18 protein-coding genes and 2 pseudogenes are annotated in these 19878 nt (G+C 43.1%); 10 read left to right on the top strand and 10 right to left on the bottom strand.

What is annotated here, in order from left to right; genetic code table 11:
- Positions 1-12: 12 nt before the first annotated feature.
- From AC6IZ0_RS03260 to AC6IZ0_RS03270, 3 genes are all read left to right on the top strand, one after another.
- On the top strand, positions 13-2049 hold the full coding sequence (locus AC6IZ0_RS03260; RefSeq protein WP_497725080.1) for an FHA domain-containing protein: 2037 nt from the start codon (positions 13-15) through the stop codon (positions 2047-2049).
- 17 nt (positions 2050-2066) lie between these two features.
- Positions 2067-2513, top strand: coding sequence for a hypothetical protein (locus AC6IZ0_RS03265; RefSeq protein WP_271733261.1), 447 nt, complete (start codon positions 2067-2069; stop codon positions 2511-2513).
- A gap of 100 nt (positions 2514-2613) precedes the next feature.
- A complete protein-coding gene (locus tag AC6IZ0_RS03270) occupies positions 2614-3141 on the top strand; it encodes a YHS domain-containing (seleno)protein (RefSeq protein WP_497725081.1) in 528 nt (175 codons plus the stop codon).
- 128 nt (positions 3142-3269) lie between these two features.
- Here AC6IZ0_RS03270 and AC6IZ0_RS03275 read toward each other — a convergent pair whose 3' ends face one another.
- The 5 genes and pseudogenes from AC6IZ0_RS03275 to AC6IZ0_RS03295 all read right to left on the bottom strand — a co-directional run.
- Positions 3270-4673: a ferredoxin:protochlorophyllide reductase (ATP-dependent) subunit N gene (locus AC6IZ0_RS03275; protein ID WP_271733259.1), complete on the bottom strand. Its 1404-nt coding sequence runs from the start codon at positions 4671-4673 to the stop codon at positions 3270-3272.
- 140 nt (positions 4674-4813) lie between these two features.
- Positions 4814-5419 (bottom strand): DUF5331 domain-containing protein, encoded by a 606-nt coding sequence (locus AC6IZ0_RS03280; RefSeq protein WP_497725083.1) that lies wholly within the window; start codon positions 5417-5419, stop codon positions 4814-4816.
- Positions 5420-5448: 29 nt separating this feature from the next.
- Positions 5449-6315, bottom strand: coding sequence for a ferredoxin:protochlorophyllide reductase (ATP-dependent) iron-sulfur ATP-binding protein (gene bchL, locus AC6IZ0_RS03285; RefSeq protein ID WP_271733256.1), 867 nt, complete (start codon positions 6313-6315; stop codon positions 5449-5451).
- A gap of 506 nt (positions 6316-6821) precedes the next feature.
- Positions 6822-7067 carry a TIGR02450 family Trp-rich protein gene (locus AC6IZ0_RS03290; protein WP_497725085.1) on the bottom strand — a complete coding sequence of 82 codons (246 nt, stop codon included), beginning with the start codon at positions 7065-7067 and terminating at the stop codon, positions 6822-6824.
- Between the two features lie 200 nt (positions 7068-7267).
- Positions 7268-7798 (bottom strand): annotated as a pseudogene (locus tag AC6IZ0_RS03295) (saccharopine dehydrogenase family protein); the annotation flags it as partial.
- 400 nt (positions 7799-8198) lie between these two features.
- Between AC6IZ0_RS03295 and AC6IZ0_RS03300 the strand changes: the two are divergent.
- The 6 genes from AC6IZ0_RS03300 (at position 8199) to AC6IZ0_RS03325 (ending at position 12874) form a co-directional block, all read left to right on the top strand.
- Entirely contained in the window at positions 8199-8477 is a 279-nt protein-coding gene (locus AC6IZ0_RS03300) for a hypothetical protein (RefSeq protein WP_497725087.1), read from the top strand.
- A gap of 166 nt (positions 8478-8643) precedes the next feature.
- Positions 8644-9201, top strand: coding sequence for a general stress protein (locus AC6IZ0_RS03305; RefSeq protein ID WP_280801386.1), 558 nt, complete (start codon positions 8644-8646; stop codon positions 9199-9201).
- 57 nt (positions 9202-9258) lie between these two features.
- The gene (locus AC6IZ0_RS03310) at positions 9259-9951 is read left to right on the top strand and encodes a DUF4142 domain-containing protein (protein WP_497725088.1); all 693 of its coding nucleotides are present in this window, start codon (positions 9259-9261) and stop codon (positions 9949-9951) included.
- 178 nt (positions 9952-10129) lie between these two features.
- The gene (locus AC6IZ0_RS03315) at positions 10130-10255 is read left to right on the top strand and encodes a hypothetical protein (protein ID WP_497725089.1); all 126 of its coding nucleotides are present in this window, start codon (positions 10130-10132) and stop codon (positions 10253-10255) included.
- Between the two features lie 202 nt (positions 10256-10457).
- Positions 10458-11894, top strand: coding sequence for a S1 family peptidase (locus tag AC6IZ0_RS03320; protein ID WP_497725091.1), 1437 nt, complete (start codon positions 10458-10460; stop codon positions 11892-11894).
- A complete protein-coding gene (locus tag AC6IZ0_RS03325) occupies positions 11870-12874 on the top strand; it encodes a tetratricopeptide repeat protein (RefSeq protein ID WP_497725092.1) in 1005 nt (334 codons plus the stop codon). The genes AC6IZ0_RS03320 and AC6IZ0_RS03325 overlap by 25 nt, the downstream gene beginning before the upstream one ends.
- 1786 nt (positions 12875-14660) lie before the next feature.
- On the opposite strand, the gene AC6IZ0_RS03330 is transcribed toward AC6IZ0_RS03325, so the two are convergent.
- The 4 genes from AC6IZ0_RS03330 to AC6IZ0_RS03345 all read right to left on the bottom strand — a co-directional run bounded on the left by AC6IZ0_RS03330 (position 14661) and on the right by AC6IZ0_RS03345 (position 18048).
- A complete protein-coding gene (locus tag AC6IZ0_RS03330) occupies positions 14661-15440 on the bottom strand; it encodes a photosystem II electron transport protein, Sll1252 family (RefSeq protein ID WP_271732869.1) in 780 nt (259 codons plus the stop codon).
- A gap of 68 nt (positions 15441-15508) precedes the next feature.
- A complete protein-coding gene (locus AC6IZ0_RS03335; protein ID WP_271732870.1) occupies positions 15509-16012 on the bottom strand; it encodes a hypothetical protein in 504 nt (167 codons plus the stop codon).
- Positions 16013-16102: 90 nt separating this feature from the next.
- Positions 16103-16510 (bottom strand): hypothetical protein, encoded by a 408-nt coding sequence (locus tag AC6IZ0_RS03340; protein WP_271732872.1) that lies wholly within the window; start codon positions 16508-16510, stop codon positions 16103-16105.
- Positions 16511-16596: 86 nt separating this feature from the next.
- The gene (locus AC6IZ0_RS03345; RefSeq protein ID WP_497725093.1) at positions 16597-18048 is read right to left on the bottom strand and encodes an MFS transporter; all 1452 of its coding nucleotides are present in this window, start codon (positions 18046-18048) and stop codon (positions 16597-16599) included.
- Between the two features lie 71 nt (positions 18049-18119).
- Here AC6IZ0_RS03345 and AC6IZ0_RS03350 point away from each other — a divergent pair.
- Positions 18120-18652 (top strand): annotated as a pseudogene (locus tag AC6IZ0_RS03350) (phosphoribosyltransferase).
- On the opposite strand, the gene chrA reads toward AC6IZ0_RS03350, so the two are convergent.
- Positions 18642-19877 (bottom strand): chromate efflux transporter, encoded by a 1236-nt coding sequence (chrA, locus tag AC6IZ0_RS03355; RefSeq protein ID WP_497725094.1) that lies wholly within the window; start codon positions 19875-19877, stop codon positions 18642-18644. The pseudogene AC6IZ0_RS03350 and the gene chrA sit on opposite strands and share 11 nt — an antisense overlap.
- Position 19878 lies beyond the last annotated feature (1 nt).

Consider the following 19878-nt stretch of genomic DNA (forward strand, 5'->3'; position numbering starts at 1 on the left):
AGTATCAAATCAATGCAAATCAAACTTATTTCCCAAAATCAGTTGACAGAGGAGCAGGAAGAGCAGATTTTTGATCTTCCAGTAGCTATAGGGCGAGATATCAGCCAACTACCCCAGGGTATGTCTCCTGTAGTTTTATTAGACTCAAGTAAGCAAGTTTCCCGGTTCCATGCTGAGATTACCTCAGACAACAATCAAGTTTACCTACAAGATAAGAAGAGTGCTAATGGTACTAAACTCAACGACGAAAAACTAAGGGGAGAACGTCGCCCTTTAAACAATGGCGATAGAGTAACAATCGGTAACTATACGATTACCGTTCTTCTGATTCCCGATGGTTCTACTGAGCCTACAGTCGTAGCTGAAAGCACATCTACAATTTTTCTTAATCCCCAATCTGAGGTGACCACAACATCAACATCAATTGTTGAAAGTTCCCAATCATCGATTATTTTTAACCCCAATACGGGGATTTTAGAACAGCAACTCACTCCGACGACATCAACTCCTTTATCAGAGTTTCCCCATAATCTGGATTTTTGGCACGGAAAACGGATTTCTTTAGAAGCCATTGATAGAAGTCGTTTTACCGTCAGGGAAACAGAATATGTGGCCTGTGGGGGAGGAATGGGCAGTTTTGCTTGGGTGGATATGTTGAGAATTGCGGGAGTTAGAACCGAAAATATTCAGGTTTTGAGCATTCAAAACAAACCTTATCACCGCTATGAAACCTTACTGCGCAACTGTCAAATTACCAAGTATAAACGCATTCGTTCAGGGTCAGATTCTTGTCCCGATAATATTTGGGGATGGCCAGGATATGCTCTACGAGATGCTTGGAGAGCCTTATTTTCTGGACAGGTTGGCGCAGCGTTAGGATTTTTATGGCAGGTATTTGCAGAACCCATTCACGCAGATACCTATACCCCCCGTGCTAAAGATGTGTTTGAGTCCATGGACCGAGAAGCCCAACGCATAGGTTGGAAGAAAATGCTCGAACCCGGTAGTATTCTCAGTCTGCGTCAAACCGAAGATGGTCGTTATTGTATTGCTTATTGTGATGACCCGCAAAATAAGAGACATCCCCGATTTGTCATCGCTCAATATGTCCATCTCTGCACAGGTTACCCAGGGATTAAACTACTACCAGATTTAGAAAAATATCGTCAAGACTACCCGGAAGAAATAGGAGATGCTAGAACCGTAGTTCAAGGCTATGAACCCCATGATCATATTTATGAGAAATTAGAGAAACAAGGCGGTACTATTGTCCTGCGCGGTTCGGGAATTGTAGCCTCACAAGTATTAGATCGGTTGTATAAAGCCCGTCAAGTCAACGCTAATATTAAAGTGATCCATTTAAACCGAGAACCCCGCAAAGGCAATGAATTTGATCGCGCGCAACGGTATGTAGAAAATGATTGGGAATTTCAACCTTACAACTGGCCCAAAGGGACTTGGGGCGGTGATCTGCGCAGAATGTTAGAAGCAGCTGACCCTTTGGGAAGACGGGAGTTATTACAAGACTGGGGTGGAACAACAACAGCTAGCCGTAAGCAATGGCGACAGATTATTAAAGAAGGAAAAAAACAAGGATGGTATACAATTACCTATGGTTTAGTCACACAACTAGAACGTAATCCTCGCGGTGGGGTTATGACCCATTTAGTCAGTAACGAAGGTCTAAAAAAGGTTAGTGCTGATTTTGTCATTGATTGTACAGGGTTAGTTTCAGACCCCTTACAAAGTCCTTTTTTGCAGGATTTAATTACTCATTATCAACTAGAGTTGAACCCCCAAAAACGGTTCCATGTGGAAAATAACTTTGAAATCAAAAACTTGAGAAATCAGAGTTCTCGTATATATGCAGCGGGGATTATCACCCTAGGTGGTCCCTACGCACCTGTAGACACATTTTTAGGCTTACAATATTGCGCCCATCGTTCTGTGGAAGCCTTAGCAGCGGCTAAAGCTCCGGGGGTGCGCTATATAGAGGGGATTTATTCTCTCTGGCAATGGTTGAAATGGGCTTTGAATAACAAACCTTAATCTATCCTTAAAATATCATGACTCCAACTTTATTCGGTCGCTGGCAAACGCGAATCTTTCTGTTAGCAACGGTGGGAATTTTAATTTCCCTCCCTTTCCATTGGGGATATTTCGGCCATGAGTCTAATGTTTACTTTTGGGTGGTATTTTATGTGGGCTTATTGGGCATAGGTTGGGATGTATTGTATGATTTTCTGCAAAAATATATGTGGGATCATGACTGGCCTGGAGTATTCCAATTTTATGCAGGAGTTGTAGAGGGGTTGGTTTTGGCTGTAATTATTGCCAATATCGGTTTACCTTATATTCCCAGGACTGAATTTGATCTAATCACATTTATTCAACATTATGGTTTAGTTTGGTTAGGGGTTTATTTATCCTCTTGGGTGGTGATGCGATTGTTGTTTCCCCGGTGGCGGTTTCGTGGGGGAGAATGGATAGGGAATTGGCCGAGAATTTCTTAAAGATTGACTGATAAAACTGTTGTGGTGTGGGCATCTTGCCCGCCCTTGTACCTACTCAGAGGTAATGTGCTGTATATTCCCACTATAGAGCTTTAAAACTATGAATCACCAAAATTTTAATATATTCATCACATCTTCACTGTTGATAGTGGGATTGGGGGGGTGTTTTAGCCCCAGTGCAAATGTTGAAACGGTTATTCCTAACCTTGAATCTCCAGCTAATGCTCAGAATGTCGCCTGGGTATTTGATGCGGAAAATGCGATCGCCTTGAAAGGGTATGACCCCGTTGCTTATTTTCAACAAGGAAAACCAATTGCAGGTAGTTCTAACTTTACCCATAAATGGGCAAATGTGAATTGGCGATTTTCGACTGCGGGAAATCGAGATTTATTTGCTAAAAATCCCGAAAAATACGCCCCTCAATATGGTGGTTTTTGTGCTTGGGCTGTCAGCCAGGGATATACTGCACCCATTGACCCCAATGCATGGAGAATTGTAGAAGGGAAGCTATACTTAAATGCTGACCAGAGGATTCACAGACGCTGGGAAAGAGATATCCCGGGACATATTCAAAGAGCCAATAGAAATTGGCCTGGAATAGCTCAGAATATCCGCCGCAGAAATTAAACTTAATTAAGAAATCATTGACATAGTGCGGGCATCTTGCCCGCTATAATCAGCAATGAGAGCATCCCAAAGGAAAAAAGGCGAACAAAGTTCGCCCCAACATGATCTGCTATAACTCAGCCAAACACTTAAATTTTTGCCTCTTCCTTGACTAACTTATCCCAACCCAAATCTTTAAGATTATTATTGCGGCGCAGGGGACGGGTCACCAACTCCAGAAGGTCACGGGCGTTAGTAAAACCGTGAATTTGCGCAAAGGTGAACTCTACTGACCACTTAGTATTAATACCACGGGCTTCTAAAGGATTAGCGTGAGCCATACCAGTAATTACCAAATCTGGTTTTAATTCATAAATACGCTGCACCTGATTGTAATTATCTGGTTTCTCGATAATCTTGGGCAGAGGTACACCCATTTCGTGACAAGTTTTTTCTAATAGCGCCAACTCAGCAGCTTGATAACGCTTATCCATATAGGGGATACCGATTTCATGTACGGTCATTCCACAACGTACTAAAAACCGAGCTTGGGAGATTTCTAGTAAGTTATCACCCATAAAGAAGACAGACTTACCCTGAATAATTTTCACATAATCTGCCAAACTTTCCCAAATTTGCGCTTCCCGCTCATCTAAACCCTTGGGAGTAATACCAAACACAGAGCAGATTTTCTCAACCCAAGCGCGAGTACCATCAGGGCCAATGGGGAAAGGTGCGCCAATAAGTTTACACTTGCGGCGACGCATTAAGGTAGTGGCGGTGCGACTGAGGAAGGGGTTGACACCAGCCACATAATACCCTTCTTCAATCACCGGTAATTCAGTAAACCGCTTTGCAGGTAACCAACCAGAAACTTTTATCCCTTGTTTCTTGAGTTCCAAGGTTAACTGGGTGACCACAGGATCAGGTAGAGAACCGAACAGCACCAGGGGAGGATGATCTACATACTCGGATTCTTCTTGAGCGACTTCTTCTTTCTTTTTGCCAAAGTTGAGCAGCTTTTGAATCGCATTACCTTCATTTTTATCAGTTGCTGCTGGTGGTGCTTGAGTGGGACAACGATTAGCCATAGATGCTAATACGGTATCTTCCCCTTGGGTAAAGGCATAATCTAAACCATTAGCACGGGCGACAACAATAGGAATACCAATTTCTGATTCTAACTTGGGTGCTAAACCTTCTAAATCTGTTTTAATAATTTCCGTAGTGCAAGTACCAATCCAGACAATTACACTAGGATTGCGATCGCGCTTAATTTGCAAACACAACCGCTTTAACTCCTCATAATCATTCAGCTGTGCGGAAATATCCCCCTCTTCTAATTCTGCCATGGCATAGCGAGGTTCAGCAAAGATCATCACCCCCATGGCATTTTGCAAGAAATACCCACAAGTCTTAGTACCAATCACCAGAAAGAAGCTATCTTCAATTTTCTGGTATAACCAAGCCACACAACTAATGGGACAGAAGGTGTGGTAATTGCCAGTTTCGCACTCAAATTTTAAAGTGTCTGGTTGTTGAGCGATAGTCATTTGTATTTTTCTCCCCTTAGTATTTAATAGCAGATGAATATAGGGCGGGCATGGGGAGATGATAATTCCCCCTGAGTAACCCATTTTGTGTTATAATCAGTCGATTTTCGGTACTTGATATTCAACAAAAACGGTAACAATTAAGGTTTAGGGAACAGACGCGCAAACTCTGATTCATCAAAAACATCCTCTGAGAGTTCTTCCCCACTTTTTTCTAATCCGCTTTCTTCCCCCCAGACATCTGATAGTATGTCTTTTGTCTGGGAATCATCCAGGATTTCTTGAGATCCAGGTGTTGTTGCAAAGGAAATCCCACCAAAATCATCAGCTTTCATGCTGGGTGATGATTTAGACACAGTTTTCAAGTTATTTTGCCCTTTCTGAGATGCGCCCCTCACGTCATTGACATGAACATCATCTTTCCGGTTTTGATTCACATTCCGCATCTGTTCTGTGGGATTGGGGCGATAACCCAGAACAATATCGGGGTCAAAATCCAACTCCAGCACCTCAATCAGAGTATCAGCGTCAGGATTGAGTTTGGAAAAAGGCATCATTAGCTGTGCTAATTGGGGTTCTAGAGCATTGACAACACCCAAGATGAGGTATGAACTGGGTCGCTTTCCGCCATCTGGAGTAGAAACCGACTCGGCTATCATATGCAGAACAATCCACTCACGGTTTGTCTCAAAGAATTCTAACCACTTTTGTCTGATTTCATCTGTAAAGCTATTAAAGAAAGCCATATTTTTCCCCATCCTGGAACTTGATGATGCTATACAATCATCAAGTCTAGTTCTTCTTCCAAATTCGTCACCTGTGGTTTAGCTGGATTTAGATAAAAATCAGACAACAAAGAGAACAATTCCCGATCTTGAGCATCTTTAGGCACAACACCCTCTGGACGTGCCAGAATCTGGTCAGCGATATTCAGGTAGTAATCGCAAACGTAGCTCAGAGAAGGGTCATTTTCCGCCATTTCAAATAAAGTTTTACCCTTAACACGAGAAACACGAATATCTTCAATTAAAGGTAACACTTCTAACACCGGCATAGGCACTGCTTCTATATATTTCTCGATTAAGTCCCGCTTAGAGGTGCGATTACCAATTAAACCCGCTAAACGCAGGGGATGAGTGCGGGCTTTTTCCCTCACTGAGGCTGCAATGCGATTGGCGGCGAACAGGGCATCAAAGCCATTATCAGTCACAATCATACAATAATCTGCATAGTTGAGTGGCGCAGCAAAACCACCACATACAACGTCACCCAGGACATCAAACAGAATTACATCGTACTCATCAAAGGCGTTGAGTTCTTTAAGTAATTTTACTGTCTCTCCCACTACGTAACCGCCACATCCAGCACCAGCAGGCGGTCCACCAGCTTCTACACAATCTACACCACCATAGCCTTTATAAATTACATCTTCTGGCCAAACATCTTCATAGTGGTAATCCTTTTCTTGGAGAGTATCAATAATTGTGGGAATTAAAAACCCTGTGAGTGTAAAGGTGCTGTCGTGTTTGGGGTCACAACCGATTTGCAGAACCTTTTTACCCCGTTTGGCTAAGGCGACGGATATATTACAGCTAGTTGTAGATTTACCAATACCACCTTTTCCGTAAACTGCTAGTTTCATTGTTATTTACCTCTAATAATTTTTTATCAAACTCCTGGCGGAAGCTTTTACCTTTACCTAGCCGGGGGATGTCTGAGCTATGTGATTTTGATTATTGACGATATTCCACAGAAAAGAAAGGGGGTGCAAATATGAAAAAAGTATCTATAAGATGTTTTCAGCATTAAAACAGATTATTTATGAATTTTTTGGGATTTAAATCTTTATATTAGCTTTAAAAGGTCATAAATTGCTGTTTTTTATCCATTTTTTATAAAATAGTTACAAAAGACAAAAATAACTCTATGTACTTTTGTATATAGTTTTTATGGCGGAAAACTAACATCAGCCACACTGATCCCCTGGGAAGGGGGCTGAGTTTGAAACCTCAATAGACAGATTAGCTATGCAATCCTCAAGGGGTATATTCACAAATACAGAACACTGGGAAGAATATCTCAACTATGCTTTTCATCCCTTAGTGATTGGTTTGTAATAAATTATTAATTTTAGGTTTTAGCTGATATTTAGGTTTCTCGTGCTTCAATTTCCTGTAAAGATTGCCAGCCAGCTTTCCACTGAGAGTTATCTTGTAACAATTTTGCGTTTAACCAAAAGCGGACATTGGGGTCACAAGCTGCAACCATTTCGGCATATACCCACTTACTCTGATTTTTCCGGTTAACGACCTGGAAGTGTCGCCAACCATCTATTTTTCTCTGTGCTGTCCACTTAGAACCCACTAGGTGAGGAAATTTTTCTTTTTTACGCATTGAACACACCGAACACACCGAAACACACCGAACTTGGTGTATACTTCATTAGCCTCGGAAAGGCCATAACACCATATCAATAATTATACAATAAACACTAAGAAACTTGTTTTAACACCAATGGGAATTAATCTGAATTCCTCGTTTTTCCATAGCCTGCATAAATAAATCTGTTGGTAGTGCTGCTTCTACAGGTGAAACCCTAAAAATGTGGTGCGCATGACTGTGATTCCCGCGCCTCCAGAACCACATACTAAGTAACTTAAATGTATTTCTTCTGGTTGGTCAAATTGCTCCGCACACTGACGCACCATGCTATTAGAGATACCGGGGAAAATCCCCGTATTAACAATTGCCGTCACACCCGCTGCAACAGCTTGTTGATGATAATTTAGCGCCTTGGTAGTATAAGAACGATGGTCACTGACATCTATATAGTTTACCCCTTCTTGAATACAAATTTTGAGAACATTAGCATCTCGGTAGTGAAACGGTCCCGCACAATGGATAACTAAATTAGAATTAGCGATCGCCTCTCTCAATTTCTCAACTTCTGCCAAGTCTAACACCAAAAACTGAACATTTTCACCCAAAGACAACTGAGAATTACTGTGTGTTTCCGGTGAACGCCCAGTAATGGTAATTTCTGCACGGGTGTGGGTAGCTATATCTAGAGCCACATGGCTACCAATCCGCCCTCTTCCACCCAAAATCAAAACGCGATCTTTCATTACTCCAATATAGGCAACACCAATTACTATTTATTGCACCAGTTTTTGGCCTGATTTGTCATCGGTTGTCAGTATGAATTTAATCTGAATGCAGAGTAACTGCAACCCAAAGCCGCCAAAGCTTTACCAGGGTAGGGTTAGAGAGGGTAAACTAAATTGACAGCTTCACAAAAAATTAGTGTGAATCATAACTTGAGTCTTTAATATGATCTGATGCTGTAGAGAGACGTTTTACTAGTTGTATAGAATTACTATCGAATGTAAATACAAGATTCCAGTGCGGTATTACTGAGGGTATCATAGCCAATTAAAAATTGAGAATACTGCCAGATTTTGTATTGATTTCATGGAATTACCGGGCTATTTAACAATTTTGCTGCTGTAAACGCAGGAGATCCAAATGAAAGCAAACAAGAATGTAAGTTTCTTCAAAATGCTTGTTAACCTTGTGGGAGTAGCTGGTATCAGTGCTTTGGTGAGTGTTCCCGCATTTGCATTCACCAATTTAAACACATCTACAACTGGTACTTTACACTCCCAAGTACAACCACCAACAGATGATACTACCACTGAAACACCAGAAGAAAGACAAGAACGAGAAAGACGAGAACAACAAGAAACAGAAAGACAACAACAACAACAAGAACCACAACAACAAGAACAAGAACCACAAACTTAGGAAGTTTCTCACTAACAGAAAATGATTTACACCCACAGAATATATTTTTTTTGAGTTTTATAATATATTCTGTGGCTTTTTGCAGTCCAATGATTTATCTACCTGACTTAAAGCAATTAAATCAATCTTGATAACTTTAATTATCAGACTGAGAAATGAGGAAAATATGGTTAATCAAAATCATAAATATGCAGTGGGAGTATTTACCAAACATCAACAAGTAGAAGCAGCAATCAATCAACTGAAAACATCCGACTTCCCCATAGAGCAAATTTCTATCATTGCTAAAGATGTAGAATCAGAAAAGCCCTTGGGTGAGGCGCAGGTCAGCGATCGCATTGGTGAGCAAAATGTTAATGTTACCAAGCCAGTGGGGGAAACACTGACCGCTACTACCTGGGGTAGTCTGTTAGTTGGTTTGAGTAGTTTGGCTATTCCCAGTTTAGGAGTGTTATTAGCCGCTGGTTCCGTCGGTGTAGCCTTAATTGCTAGTATGGCGGGTGTAGCCGTGGGAGCAGTCGCAAATCAAAATTTAGTTCAGGCCTTGACTGATTTAGGTATACCCGAAAACCAAGCCAGAGTTTATAGCGATCGCCTGCAGCAGAGTGATTATTTACTCATCCTCAATGGCACAGATAAACAGATTCATAGTGCTGAAACCATTTTACAAAATCAAGGTATTAAAAATTGGGGTATATATAGCATTTCCCATGCTCCCTCGTGAGGTAAACAGCTTTTTGGTTTTAGGGAATAGGGAACGGGTAACAGGGAATAAATTGCTGTGCACTTCTTAGTTAATTCCTCTGAACTTTCCTTAGCAATTAAGTATATTTATCAACTTAATAATATGAATTTATTACCCGACAACTCAGGGAAAAAAATTACTCATCTCATCGCAACTATGGGGTTTACTAGTGCGATCGCGATCACCGGATATGATCAGATTCATCAAGAAGCGATCGCCCACACAACATTTAGTCAATATACTATACTAGAGGCTCAAACTGCACAGATCAGTCAAATGGACATGATGTATGTGCAAGAAGCATTTCAAGCAGGAATCGGAGAACTGGAACTAGCAAACCTAGCTTTGGAAACATCAAAAAACGAAAATATCAAACAATATGCTCAACAAATGATTCAAGACCATACACGTTTGAATCAGGAATTAATGCAATTAGCTCAACAAAAGGGAATGAATCCACCCACTAATATTAGTCCCAAATATCAAGCCTTAAAAACGCAACTATCAAAACTGTCTGGTGTCAACTTCGACCAAGCATACATCAATGAAGCTGGCATTAATGGACACATGGAAAATTTAGTTATGCATACCCGTCAGATCCAACTAGGTGAAGATCCAGACCTACAAGCCTTTGCGGCTAAAAATTTCCCCATTCTAGAGACACACTTGCAATTAGTGGAATTTATATTAATGGTTAAGATTCCCGACTTCTCACATTATCACAGGTAATCTAGGATAATTTAGCTAGAAGTCGGGGATCTGTGGGGCGATAGCGAAGCGCTGCTGCAAGCAGATCGCCACCCAGAAGAACCGGGGGTTAGAAACCCCCGTCTGAAAGCTAAAGGAACCGGGGGTTAGAAACCCCCGTCTGAAAGCTAAAGTCAGATAAATCTGACTAGAAAATCATGTGTTTGATTATCTTGAGCTAGAAGTCGGGGAGCTGTGGGGCGATAGCGAAGCGCTGCTGCAAGCAGATCGCCACCCAGAGGAACCGGGGGTTAGAAACCCCCGTCTGAAAGCTAAAGTCAGATAAATCTGACTAGAAAATCATGTGTTTGATTATCTTGAGCTAGAAGTCGGGGAGCTGTGGGAGGGGGTGCAAGATCCCGACTTCTTAGATCATTAGAGGTAGTCTGGGATAATTTAGTTTCAGAAGTCGGGTATCTGTTGCGTAACTTTGCGCCCCTTTGCGTTTAACAACAGATATAATAAATACACCCGAATCCCCAGCATCCATGAAACGCCACCTCGCGATTATTACCTGTATATTACTCCTACCCCTTCCCGTCCTAGGGGAAATCACCCACAGCAAAACCTCAAAACCCCCCATAGCAGATAAATGTCAACTGACAGCAGAAGAAAACCCAGAAAGCGGAGAATATTCCGACAGACAACTACAACAGCTTGTTAGACAAATCACAGTCAAAGTCAGGGGAGAACGTGACGTAGCATCGGGGACAATTTTAGCTAAAACAGGTAACTCTTACTTAGTGGTAACTAACTCCCATGTAGTCAGGAGAATTAACCCCAAAAGCCTGAATATTCAAACACCAGACGGTAAAACTCATCCAGCTAAACTACTAGATACAAACCTTGGTCAATTAGACCTAGCCATCTTAGAATTTACCTCAAATCAGCAATATTGCTTACCACGAGGAATTACTAACTCTGATATTTATATAGATACCCCAGTCATGGCGGGGGGATACCCCACGGCAGAAAATAATATAGTATTTAGACCAGGAACAGTTAAAAAAATTGTCTCCCAACCAAGTTTACAACAGGGTTATGAAATTGGCTACGACAGCGACATTGAGCAGGGAATGAGCGGGGGTGCTATCCTCAGCGACAAGGGGTATTTACTAGGGATTAATGGTATGAGCAAATACCCTATATTAAATCTGGGTTATGTCCGTGCTAATGGACAAGAACCCACAGCAGCAGAAATTCAGGAATGGCGTAAGTATAGCTGGGGAATCCCTGTGAGTGGGGTGTTAGCTCAGGTAAAACCAGAGGTGTTAACTGCTTATGGTTTACCCCAACCCCGCACGGGTTATGTTGTCCCGGAAGTACCATTAACAGGGTGGTTAGGGAAGTTAGAGGAGCAAGCTAAACAAATTACTGTCAGGATTGATAGTACTAGTCAAAGTAATGGTTCAGGTGTAATTATTGCTAAAGAAGGAAATAGTTACACGGTTCTGACTGCAGCCCATGTGGTGTGTGAGAGGATAGAAAGACAGGGAGGGGGGAAATGTCACCCCTATACTTACACCATTGTCACCGCTGATAGTCAAACACATGCGGTAGAACCTGGTAGTATTCAATATAATGAAGGGGTGGATTTAGCAGTAGTTAAGTTTAGGAGTAACCAAACTTATACAGTTGCTACCTTAGCTAAATATCCGACCCAAGATGATCAATATATGTTAACAGCGGGGTATCCCAGACTGGGGACAAGTTCACCCTGGCGGTTGACATTGGGACAAACTTGGAGTAGGGAACAGGGGTTAGTCGGAACTACCCTGTCAAGTTCCCGAACTAATAAGGAGGGTGGGTCACAAGCAGTGAGTCAAGCTGCGGGAGCTTTAACGGGGGGATATGAGTTAGTTTACAGCAGTATTACCCTGGGTGGGATGAGTGGGGGTCGGTGTTGGATACCCAGGGACGAGTAATTGGGATTCATGGGTTAGCGGAGGGTGATTCGGGTCGGATACAGATAGGTAATAGTTTAGGGATTCCCATTGGTACTTTTTTAGCTTTAGCACGGGGATGGAATACCACACCGCAACGGGTGGAAGATACACCACCACAGGAGTTAAGTGGGGGGGAGGTGGAATCTATTCAAAATACCATTCTCTCAATTCCAGTTCCCCAGGGGAATGCTGATGCTAGATTGTGGATTGAACGGGGGAATCAATTGTGGCGGTTACGTCGCCATGATGAAGCGGTACAGGCTTTTGAGCAGGCGATCGCCCAAAAACCAGAGTTGATTCATTTGGCTTATTATGGTCAGGGTTTGGCTTTAGGGTGGGGTGGGAAATTAAAGGAAGCTGCAGCAGCGTTAGAATTGGCGGTAAAGGCTAGAGGTGATTTTGTCCCAGCTTGGTATAATCTGAGTTCAGTTTATAGCGGATTACAGCAACTGGATAGGGCGCTGGATGCTATCAATCAGGCGATTAAGCTGGAGCCTGGTAATCCTAATTTGTATAATCAGAAGTATGGGGTGTTGTCTGATTTAAACAGGTATGCAGAGGCTGAGTTGGCGATAGATGAGGCGATTGAACTCAGTCCCCGTGCTGCTTTTTACTACAATCGCGGTAATGTTTACCGTAACCAGCAGAAATGGGATTTAGCTTTGGCTGATTACACCCAAGCTATTGGGATTAATCCTAATTTAGCTCAAGCTTACAACAATCGCGGTATTGTTTACCGTAACCAGCAGAAATGGGATTTAGCTTTGGCTGATTACACCCAAGCTATTGGGATTAATCCTAATTATGCTGATGCTTACGGTAATCGCGGTGTTGTTTACCGTAACCTAGGAGACATCAACAAAGCCAGGGAAGACCTCCAAAGAGCAGCGGAATTATTCCTCACTCAAGGTCGTACCGCTGATTATGAACTAGCAATTAGGCTTTTAAACTCACTGTAGCTGCAAGATCCCCGACTTCTCACATCATCACAGATAGTCTAGGATAATTTAGCTAGAAGTCGGGGATCTGGGTGACTGTGGGAGGGGGTGTAAGATCCCCAACTTCTGTCCCAAATATTCAATAAGTCCCTAGGTTATGGAAGAAGTCGGGGATCTGTGTGTCTGTGGGAGGGGGTGCAAGATCCCCGACTTCTCACATCATCACAGATAATCTAGGATGATTTAGCTAGAAGTCGGGGATCTGTGTGTCTGTGGGAGGGGATGGTAAGGCGATCGCTAGTGGGAGGCGATGTTAAAGGCGATCGCTCTGACGGGATCTGGGAGGGGTGCAGATCCCCAACTTCTGTCCCAAATATTTAATAAGTCCCTAGGTTATGGAAGAAGTTGGGGATCTGTGTGATTGTGTGAGGGGGTGCAAGATCCCCGACTTCTCACATCATCACAGATAATCTAGGATGATTTAGCTAGAAGTCGGGGATCTGTGTGTCTGTGGGAGGGGATGGTAAGGCGATCGCTAGTGGGAGGCGATGTTAAAGGCGATCGCTCTGACGGGATCTGGGAGGGGTGCAAGATCCCCGACTTCTGTCCCAAATATTTAATAAGTCCCTAGGTTATGGAAGAAGTTGGGGATCTGTGTGTCTGTGGGAGGGGGTGCAAGATCCCCGACTTCTCACATCATCACAGATAATCTAGGATGATTTAGCTAGAAGTCGGGGATCTGTGTGTCTGTGGGAGGGGATGGTAAGGCGATCGCTAGTGGGAGGCGATGTTAAAGGCGATCGCTCTGACGGGATCTGGGAGGGGTGCAGAGTCCCGACTTCTGTCCCAAATATTTAATAAGTCTCTAGGTTATGGAAGAAGTCGGGGATCTGTGTGTCTGTGGGAGGGGGTGCAAGATCCCCGACTTCTGTCCCAAATATTTAATAAGTCCCTAGGTTATGGAAGAAGTCGGGGATCTGTGTGATTGTGTGAGGGGGTGCAAGATCCCCGACTTCTCACATCATCACAGATAATCTAGGATGATTTAGCTAGAAGTCGGGGATCTGTGTGTCTGTGGGAGGGGATGGTAAGGCGATCGCTAGTGGGAGGCGATGTTAAAGGCGATCGCTCTGACGGGATCTGGGAGGGGTGCAAGATCCCCGACTTCTGTCCCAAATATTCAGTAAGTCCCTAGGTTATGGAAGAAGTCGGGGATCTGTGTGTCTGTGGGAGGGGGTGCAAGATTCCCGACTTCTGTCCCAAATATTTAATAAGTCCCTAGGTTATGGAAGAAGTCGGGGATCTGTGGGGGGGTGCAAGATCCCCGACTTCTCACATCATCACAGATAGTCTAGGATAATTTAGCTAGAAGTCGGGGATCTGTGTGTCTGTGGGAGGGGATGGTAAGGCGATCGCTAGTGGGAGGCGATGTTAAAGGCGATCGCTCTGACGGGATCTGGGAGGGGTGCAAGATCCCCGACTTCTGTCCCAAATATTCAATAAGTCCCTAGGTTATGGAAGAAGTTGGGGATCTGGGGGGGTGCAAGATCCCCGACTTCTCTCGCAAATATTCAATAAGTCCCTAGGTTATGGAAGAAGTCGGGGAGCTGTGAGGGGTGCAAGATCCCCGACTTCTCTCGCAAATATTTAATAAGTCCCTAGGTTATGGAAGAAGTCGGGGAGCTGTGAGGGGTGCAAGATCCCCGACTTCTGTCCCAAATATTCAGTAAGTCCCTAGGTTATGGAAGAAGTCGGGGATCTGTAATATTCAATAACTCCCTAGGTTATGGAAGAAGTCGGGGATCTGTTACATATATCTGGTTAATTGGACTCGATAACGCTCTTTTTTGGTTACAGCAATTTCCCCTACTTCTAAACGTCCCTTACCGCGAATAGCGATTAAGTCCCCTGATTTCACCTGAGAACTAGCTTGATTAACGTCTTTCCAATTAACGCGGACATCACCACTCTCAATAAAAGTCACCATTTTACTGCGGGACATTCCAAAACCAGCGGAGGCGATCGCATCTAATCGCAGGGAAGCTTCGACGCTAGTTAGTTCTTTCTTTTTAGGTTCCCTAACTTTTAACTCCGTGAGATCAATCACTTGAGTTTTCACCGGAACCGAGCGCACCTGTTGCAGATTCATTTGTAAAAATTCTGCCAACTCCGGTATAACAATTGCTTGGGCTCCCCGTTCTCCGAGTACAATAATATCCCCGGTTTTTTCCCGGACTATACCGGTTCCCAACATTGCGCCTAAAAAGTCCCGGTGAGTAGCGGTATCAAACAGAAAATTACCAGCAATTTCTAAAGCTACAAGGTCAACTTGAGATTGATCTAAAGGAAGTTCTGAGCGAGCGATCGCCATTCTTTGGCGTTCTGCTTGGGGATAACCTCCCCACCCTACTAATTGTACATCTGTTAACCGACTAAATACGCGGTTAATTTCTGCTAATTCTGGGGGTGACAAAAAATCAGTTAAAACCACTTCCCAAGTTTTAATAGCTTGTTCAGCCTGATCAATCACACGGGCGATAGTATCACGATTTTCTACACCCTTTAACAGTTCTTCTCTGGGTAACATGATGTGAATGGTAAAATTTATGGTAAGGTTTCAAATCTTTTTGTTTGAAAATTTTGCATAGTTAATTTCTAAGTGCCAGATGTATCAGCATACCCCTGGATATTTTCCGGGTCAAATTTCCGTAAAATCCTGGTTGCTTGGCGGCTAATAGCCTCAGACACCTGAGCCACAACTATGTATTTACCCATATCTAAACGATTGCGGTAGGGTAAAGCATCACCACTGAGGAGTAACCCAACACCACCACCGACAAACACGCTACCCATAGCGCCACCCACAGCGCCTAACAGTCCCCCAAGGACGTGGTTACCAATTTCCCCGGCCCAAGGGAAAGTATCTAAACCTGTAATTAAACTAAAGGTAAAACCTGCAAAAAAACCAAATGGTATTAACCAGTATGACATCAGCCTAGCTTGCTTTTGCGCTTGCTCTTTGGGGTCAACCAAGCCAAACTCATCAGCGGTTTTATAACCCCTACCCAGAATAGTGCTTTGTATACCTTCTGCTTCTAGAGCTAAGTAAGCGGCTTCGGCTTGAATGCGGTCTGGTAATACAGCAATAAGGTAATTCATGGAAGCAATAATAATGGTTTGATAAAAGTTCTTATGTTCCTAATTATAGAGTATCAGTGCTGCCACAATTAAGCTCCTAAGTTGAGAGATTCAGGACATATTACCATTATTCCATTGTGGCGGGGTTGGTGTATCCATAGGGGCGCAAAAATCTGTGACACCTTGCTTGAGAACATATATCAGAACTGGTGTAGCCAAACTCTCAGGAAAACTGGGCATTTTTTTGAGACGTTCCATGATCCTGACCACAGAGCTACTTAACAAATCTTCGCGGTATTCCTGTTGACAAATTAGCGATCGCCATTTTCTGGCCATAGCATCTAACCACTCAGAGTTAGTGATTCCTGGTTCTTGTCCTGCTCGGATAGCCAAGCTCATCGCTGCATCTTCTAAGTCTCCATCACAATCTTCAATCAAGTCTAGGGCTTCCATCGCGCTGGAATCATCAGCTAACTGAGAACGAAACAGGGCAATTTCTTGGGATGTAACTTTGGTCATAGAATATTGAAAGTCATTTAAAATCTAAATATAGCAATATCCAGCTATAATAGTTGATTTTTTGTTCTTTACCAACCCTAATCAATTTAACTGTTGCTCTTTTCCCGACGTGCTTGCAAATTCATCATCATCTGTGCGTAAATCTCCCGATTGATTGGGTAAAAATAGATCAGAAACAAGCCAGAAATCAAGAAAATTGTTGGTAGTGGACCCACAGCGAAGCGAATGGCTAATAATGCTGAGTCTGGTTGTATAGGTAGGGTGGTTTCTCCCGGTATAGCTGCTTGAAAACCAGATGTTTCTAAGGCGTTACCCACTAAAAATATTCCCAGAGCTAAACCTAATTTTTGCAGTAACACCATAAAGCCATAAAAAATACCTTCTCTGCGTTGTCCTGTTTGCAGTTCATCTAACTCAATCACATCTGGAATTAGTGACCAGGGAATCAGATAAGCTGTGGATACCCCACAACCAGCCATGACGGCCATAAAATACATTAAACCTACCTGTCCGGGTTGTAAAAAGAATAAACCCCCTGCGGCTAATATCCATAAACTCATACCCAGAAAATAAACTACTTTTCTGCCGATTTTTTTACTCAAACCACCCCACACAAATAACATCAGTAAAGCTGTTCCCTGGACTGCGATCATGGTGGTGGGAATATCTGAGTCTTTCAGACCCATATAGTTGACGACGAAATAAGGTATAGTGGTGGCTGTGATTTGCACTGCTAGCCAAGAACAAAGATAAATCCCAATCACAAACAGATAGGGTCGATTATTAAAGACGATTTTTAGTTGTGCTAAGAAGGGTATAGATACGGGTTGTTGTCCTTGGTGGCGTTGATTTTCAAAAGCTAAGACGCGGTGACGGACTCCAAAAGCACATATATATAAACCGGAAACGGAAATTACCGCACAAACCGCGGCTAAAATTAAGTATTGTTGTTGGCGATCGCTAATAGTAGAAAAAATAATTTGTGCTAGGAGCAAAGACAAAATACTACCACCAATAGAGAACCCGAAGCGAAAGCTATTCAAGGTAGTACGTTCATCATAATCTTGAGTCAGTTCCGGGGTCATTGCCGCATAGGGCAAACCAACAACGGTAAAAAATACTTGGGAGATTAACCCAATTACAACATAATACCAAAATAAAGGCCAAATATTAGTAGTGGGGTCTGTAGTAAAACGTGGTACAATCCACTGTAATAAAAAAATCATCCCAAAGGGAATAGCCCCATAGACTAACCAAGGGAGACGACGACCCCAGCGACGGGATTTAGTTCTGTCGGATAACACGCCGATCATGGGATCGTTGATGGCATCCCAAACTTTACCAATCATCAAAATACTACCAGCTAACCCGGCGGGAATCCCCGCAACATTGGTAAAAAAAACCAGGAGAAAAAATATAGAAATATTACCAGTAACTGCTGTCCCTAAATCTCCAGCGCCATAAGCTAGCTTAGTTTTTAGATCCAGCTTTTGATTTTCGGGGTTAATTGGGGGGTATTCATCAACAGAATCATTCATGCTCATACTAAAATATAAAATTTATACTTGATTTATACTTGCTTCAGTATCACCTAAACATCACCGCCTTTATGTCAGACCTTTACATTTCTTGGTCAGATTATTACCAAAAAATTGAGCGCCTAGCGGCCCAAATTTATCAATCAGGTTGGGAATTTAACCAGATTGTTTGTCTTGCTAGGGGGGACTACGAGTGGGGGATATTATTTCCCGGATATATCAGCAGCCTTTGGCAATTTTAGCTACATCATCTTACAGTGGTTCTGGGAAGCAAGAAAGGGGTAATTTAACTCTGGCTCGTCATATAACGATGACTACGGAAAAATTAGGTTCCCAGATTCTCCTAGTTGATGACTTGGTAGATTCGGGAATCACCCTTGAGGAAACTATACCTTGGCTGAAGGAAACTAGTAATTTTAATGTTGTGGAAATTCGCACGGCTGTAATTTGGTATAAAGCCTGTTCTGGTTTCCAACCTGATTATTACGTTGATTATCTGCCCGATAACCCCTGGATTCATCAACCATTTGAACATTATGAACATATCACACCGGCAGAAATAAACAGTAAAATTACTCAAACTGCCGGTAATATTAAATTATAGCCCCAGCCATCAAGCCCAGGACAGCCCCAGTAGGGACTAATTGCCATGTGGGACGGCGGAAGCGGACTAGGGCAATTAAAGCTAAAATGGCGACTATCAACGCGAACACGGAGCTAATCGGGGTATCTTGAATTATAGCCGTCCTTGCCAGGGGAATGGCTGCCGCTGCGATCGCTCCTAGAACCGCAGGGGTTACCCCCCGCAAAAAGCTCCTAATCCAGGGGTTTTGACGAATGCGTACTAACAGGGGTGCAGCCCCCATAATGAATAGGAAGGATGGCGTAAAAATTGCCACACAAGAGATTAAAGCCCCCAAAGCCCCAGCCACCTTATAACCAATGAATGCGGCGGTAATGACTACAGGACCGGGAGTAAATTCGCCAATAGCAACACCGTCGATAAATTCCCTGGGGGTTAACCAATGAAATTGATTAACTACTTCTAACTCCAGGAGGGGGATAATTACTAACCCACCGCCAAAGATAAAACTACCCACCTTCAAGAAGAATATTGTTAGGGTTAAATAATACTCTTGAATCCGTTCTAGTCCCCAAAAGCTGGATAATGTTAGGGTCTTACTAGTTACCATTGCCATGGTGTGGGGTAACATCTGCATCAGGGGTACAAGGGGAACTAGCCAAATAGTGGAAGCGGGGGGGTAAATAACTAAGCCTACCATCCCCGCGAACAAGAATTGCCACAATACATTGATGGGAAATAGTAAAGTAACCACAAAAACCGTGATGGCGATCGCAATACCTGGATAATCAGTAATAGCTCGTTTGGCTAACTTCCAGCAAAAGCCGAAAATAATCGCAATTACTACCGGGGTAATTCCCAGAAACAAATTTTCAATCTGTGGTATACCCTGAAACCGAAAATAAGCCCAAGACAGAGTTAGGACAATCACAAAAGCGGGGAAAATAAAACAAACCCCCGCCACCAAAGCCCCCAAAATTCCCCCCCGCAGGTATCCGGTATAAATTCCCATCTGGGTAGAAGCCGGACCTGGTAACATTTCACAAACCGCGACCCCGGCTAAAAATTCCTCCTCGGTAAACCAACCCCGCTGCACCACAGACTCATCATGAATCATGGCAATATGAGCTTGGGGCCGACCAAAGCCAGTCAAACCCAGCTTGAGAAATAATTGAGCTAGTTCGAGCAACCGAGCCGATAACCTAGGCTGTGAGTCTATAGATTTATGATTACTTTCTTGATTCATG

It is taken from the genome of Anabaenopsis sp. NIES-4685, assembly GCF_059725405.1.

Bases quoted from the DNA above. Each gene is read 5' to 3' on its own strand.
- AC6IZ0_RS03260 (WP_497725080.1), top strand. From the start codon at position 13: ATGCAAATCAAACTTATTTCCCAAAATCAGTTGACAGAGGAGCAGGAA.
- AC6IZ0_RS03265 (WP_271733261.1), top strand. From the start codon at position 2,067: ATGACTCCAACTTTATTCGGTCGCTGGCAAACGCGAATCTTTCTGTTA.
- AC6IZ0_RS03270 (WP_497725081.1), top strand. From the start codon at position 2,614: ATGAATCACCAAAATTTTAATATATTCATCACATCTTCACTGTTGATA.
- AC6IZ0_RS03275 (WP_271733259.1), bottom strand. From the start codon at position 4,673: ATGACTATCGCTCAACAACCAGACACTTTAAAATTTGAGTGCGAAACT.
- AC6IZ0_RS03280 (WP_497725083.1), bottom strand. From the start codon at position 5,419: ATGGCTTTCTTTAATAGCTTTACAGATGAAATCAGACAAAAGTGGTTA.
- bchL (WP_271733256.1), bottom strand. From the start codon at position 6,315: ATGAAACTAGCAGTTTACGGAAAAGGTGGTATTGGTAAATCTACAACT.
- AC6IZ0_RS03290 (WP_497725085.1), bottom strand. From the start codon at position 7,067: ATGCGTAAAAAAGAAAAATTTCCTCACCTAGTGGGTTCTAAGTGGACA.
- AC6IZ0_RS03300 (WP_497725087.1), top strand. From the start codon at position 8,199: ATGAAAGCAAACAAGAATGTAAGTTTCTTCAAAATGCTTGTTAACCTT.
- AC6IZ0_RS03305 (WP_280801386.1), top strand. From the start codon at position 8,644: ATGGTTAATCAAAATCATAAATATGCAGTGGGAGTATTTACCAAACAT.
- AC6IZ0_RS03320 (WP_497725091.1), top strand. From the start codon at position 10,458: ATGAAACGCCACCTCGCGATTATTACCTGTATATTACTCCTACCCCTT.
- AC6IZ0_RS03330 (WP_271732869.1), bottom strand. From the start codon at position 15,440: ATGTTACCCAGAGAAGAACTGTTAAAGGGTGTAGAAAATCGTGATACT.
- AC6IZ0_RS03335 (WP_271732870.1), bottom strand. From the start codon at position 16,012: ATGAATTACCTTATTGCTGTATTACCAGACCGCATTCAAGCCGAAGCC.
- AC6IZ0_RS03340 (WP_271732872.1), bottom strand. From the start codon at position 16,510: ATGACCAAAGTTACATCCCAAGAAATTGCCCTGTTTCGTTCTCAGTTA.
- AC6IZ0_RS03345 (WP_497725093.1), bottom strand. From the start codon at position 18,048: ATGAATGATTCTGTTGATGAATACCCCCCAATTAACCCCGAAAATCAA.
- chrA (WP_497725094.1), bottom strand. From the start codon at position 19,877: ATGAATCAAGAAAGTAATCATAAATCTATAGACTCACAGCCTAGGTTA.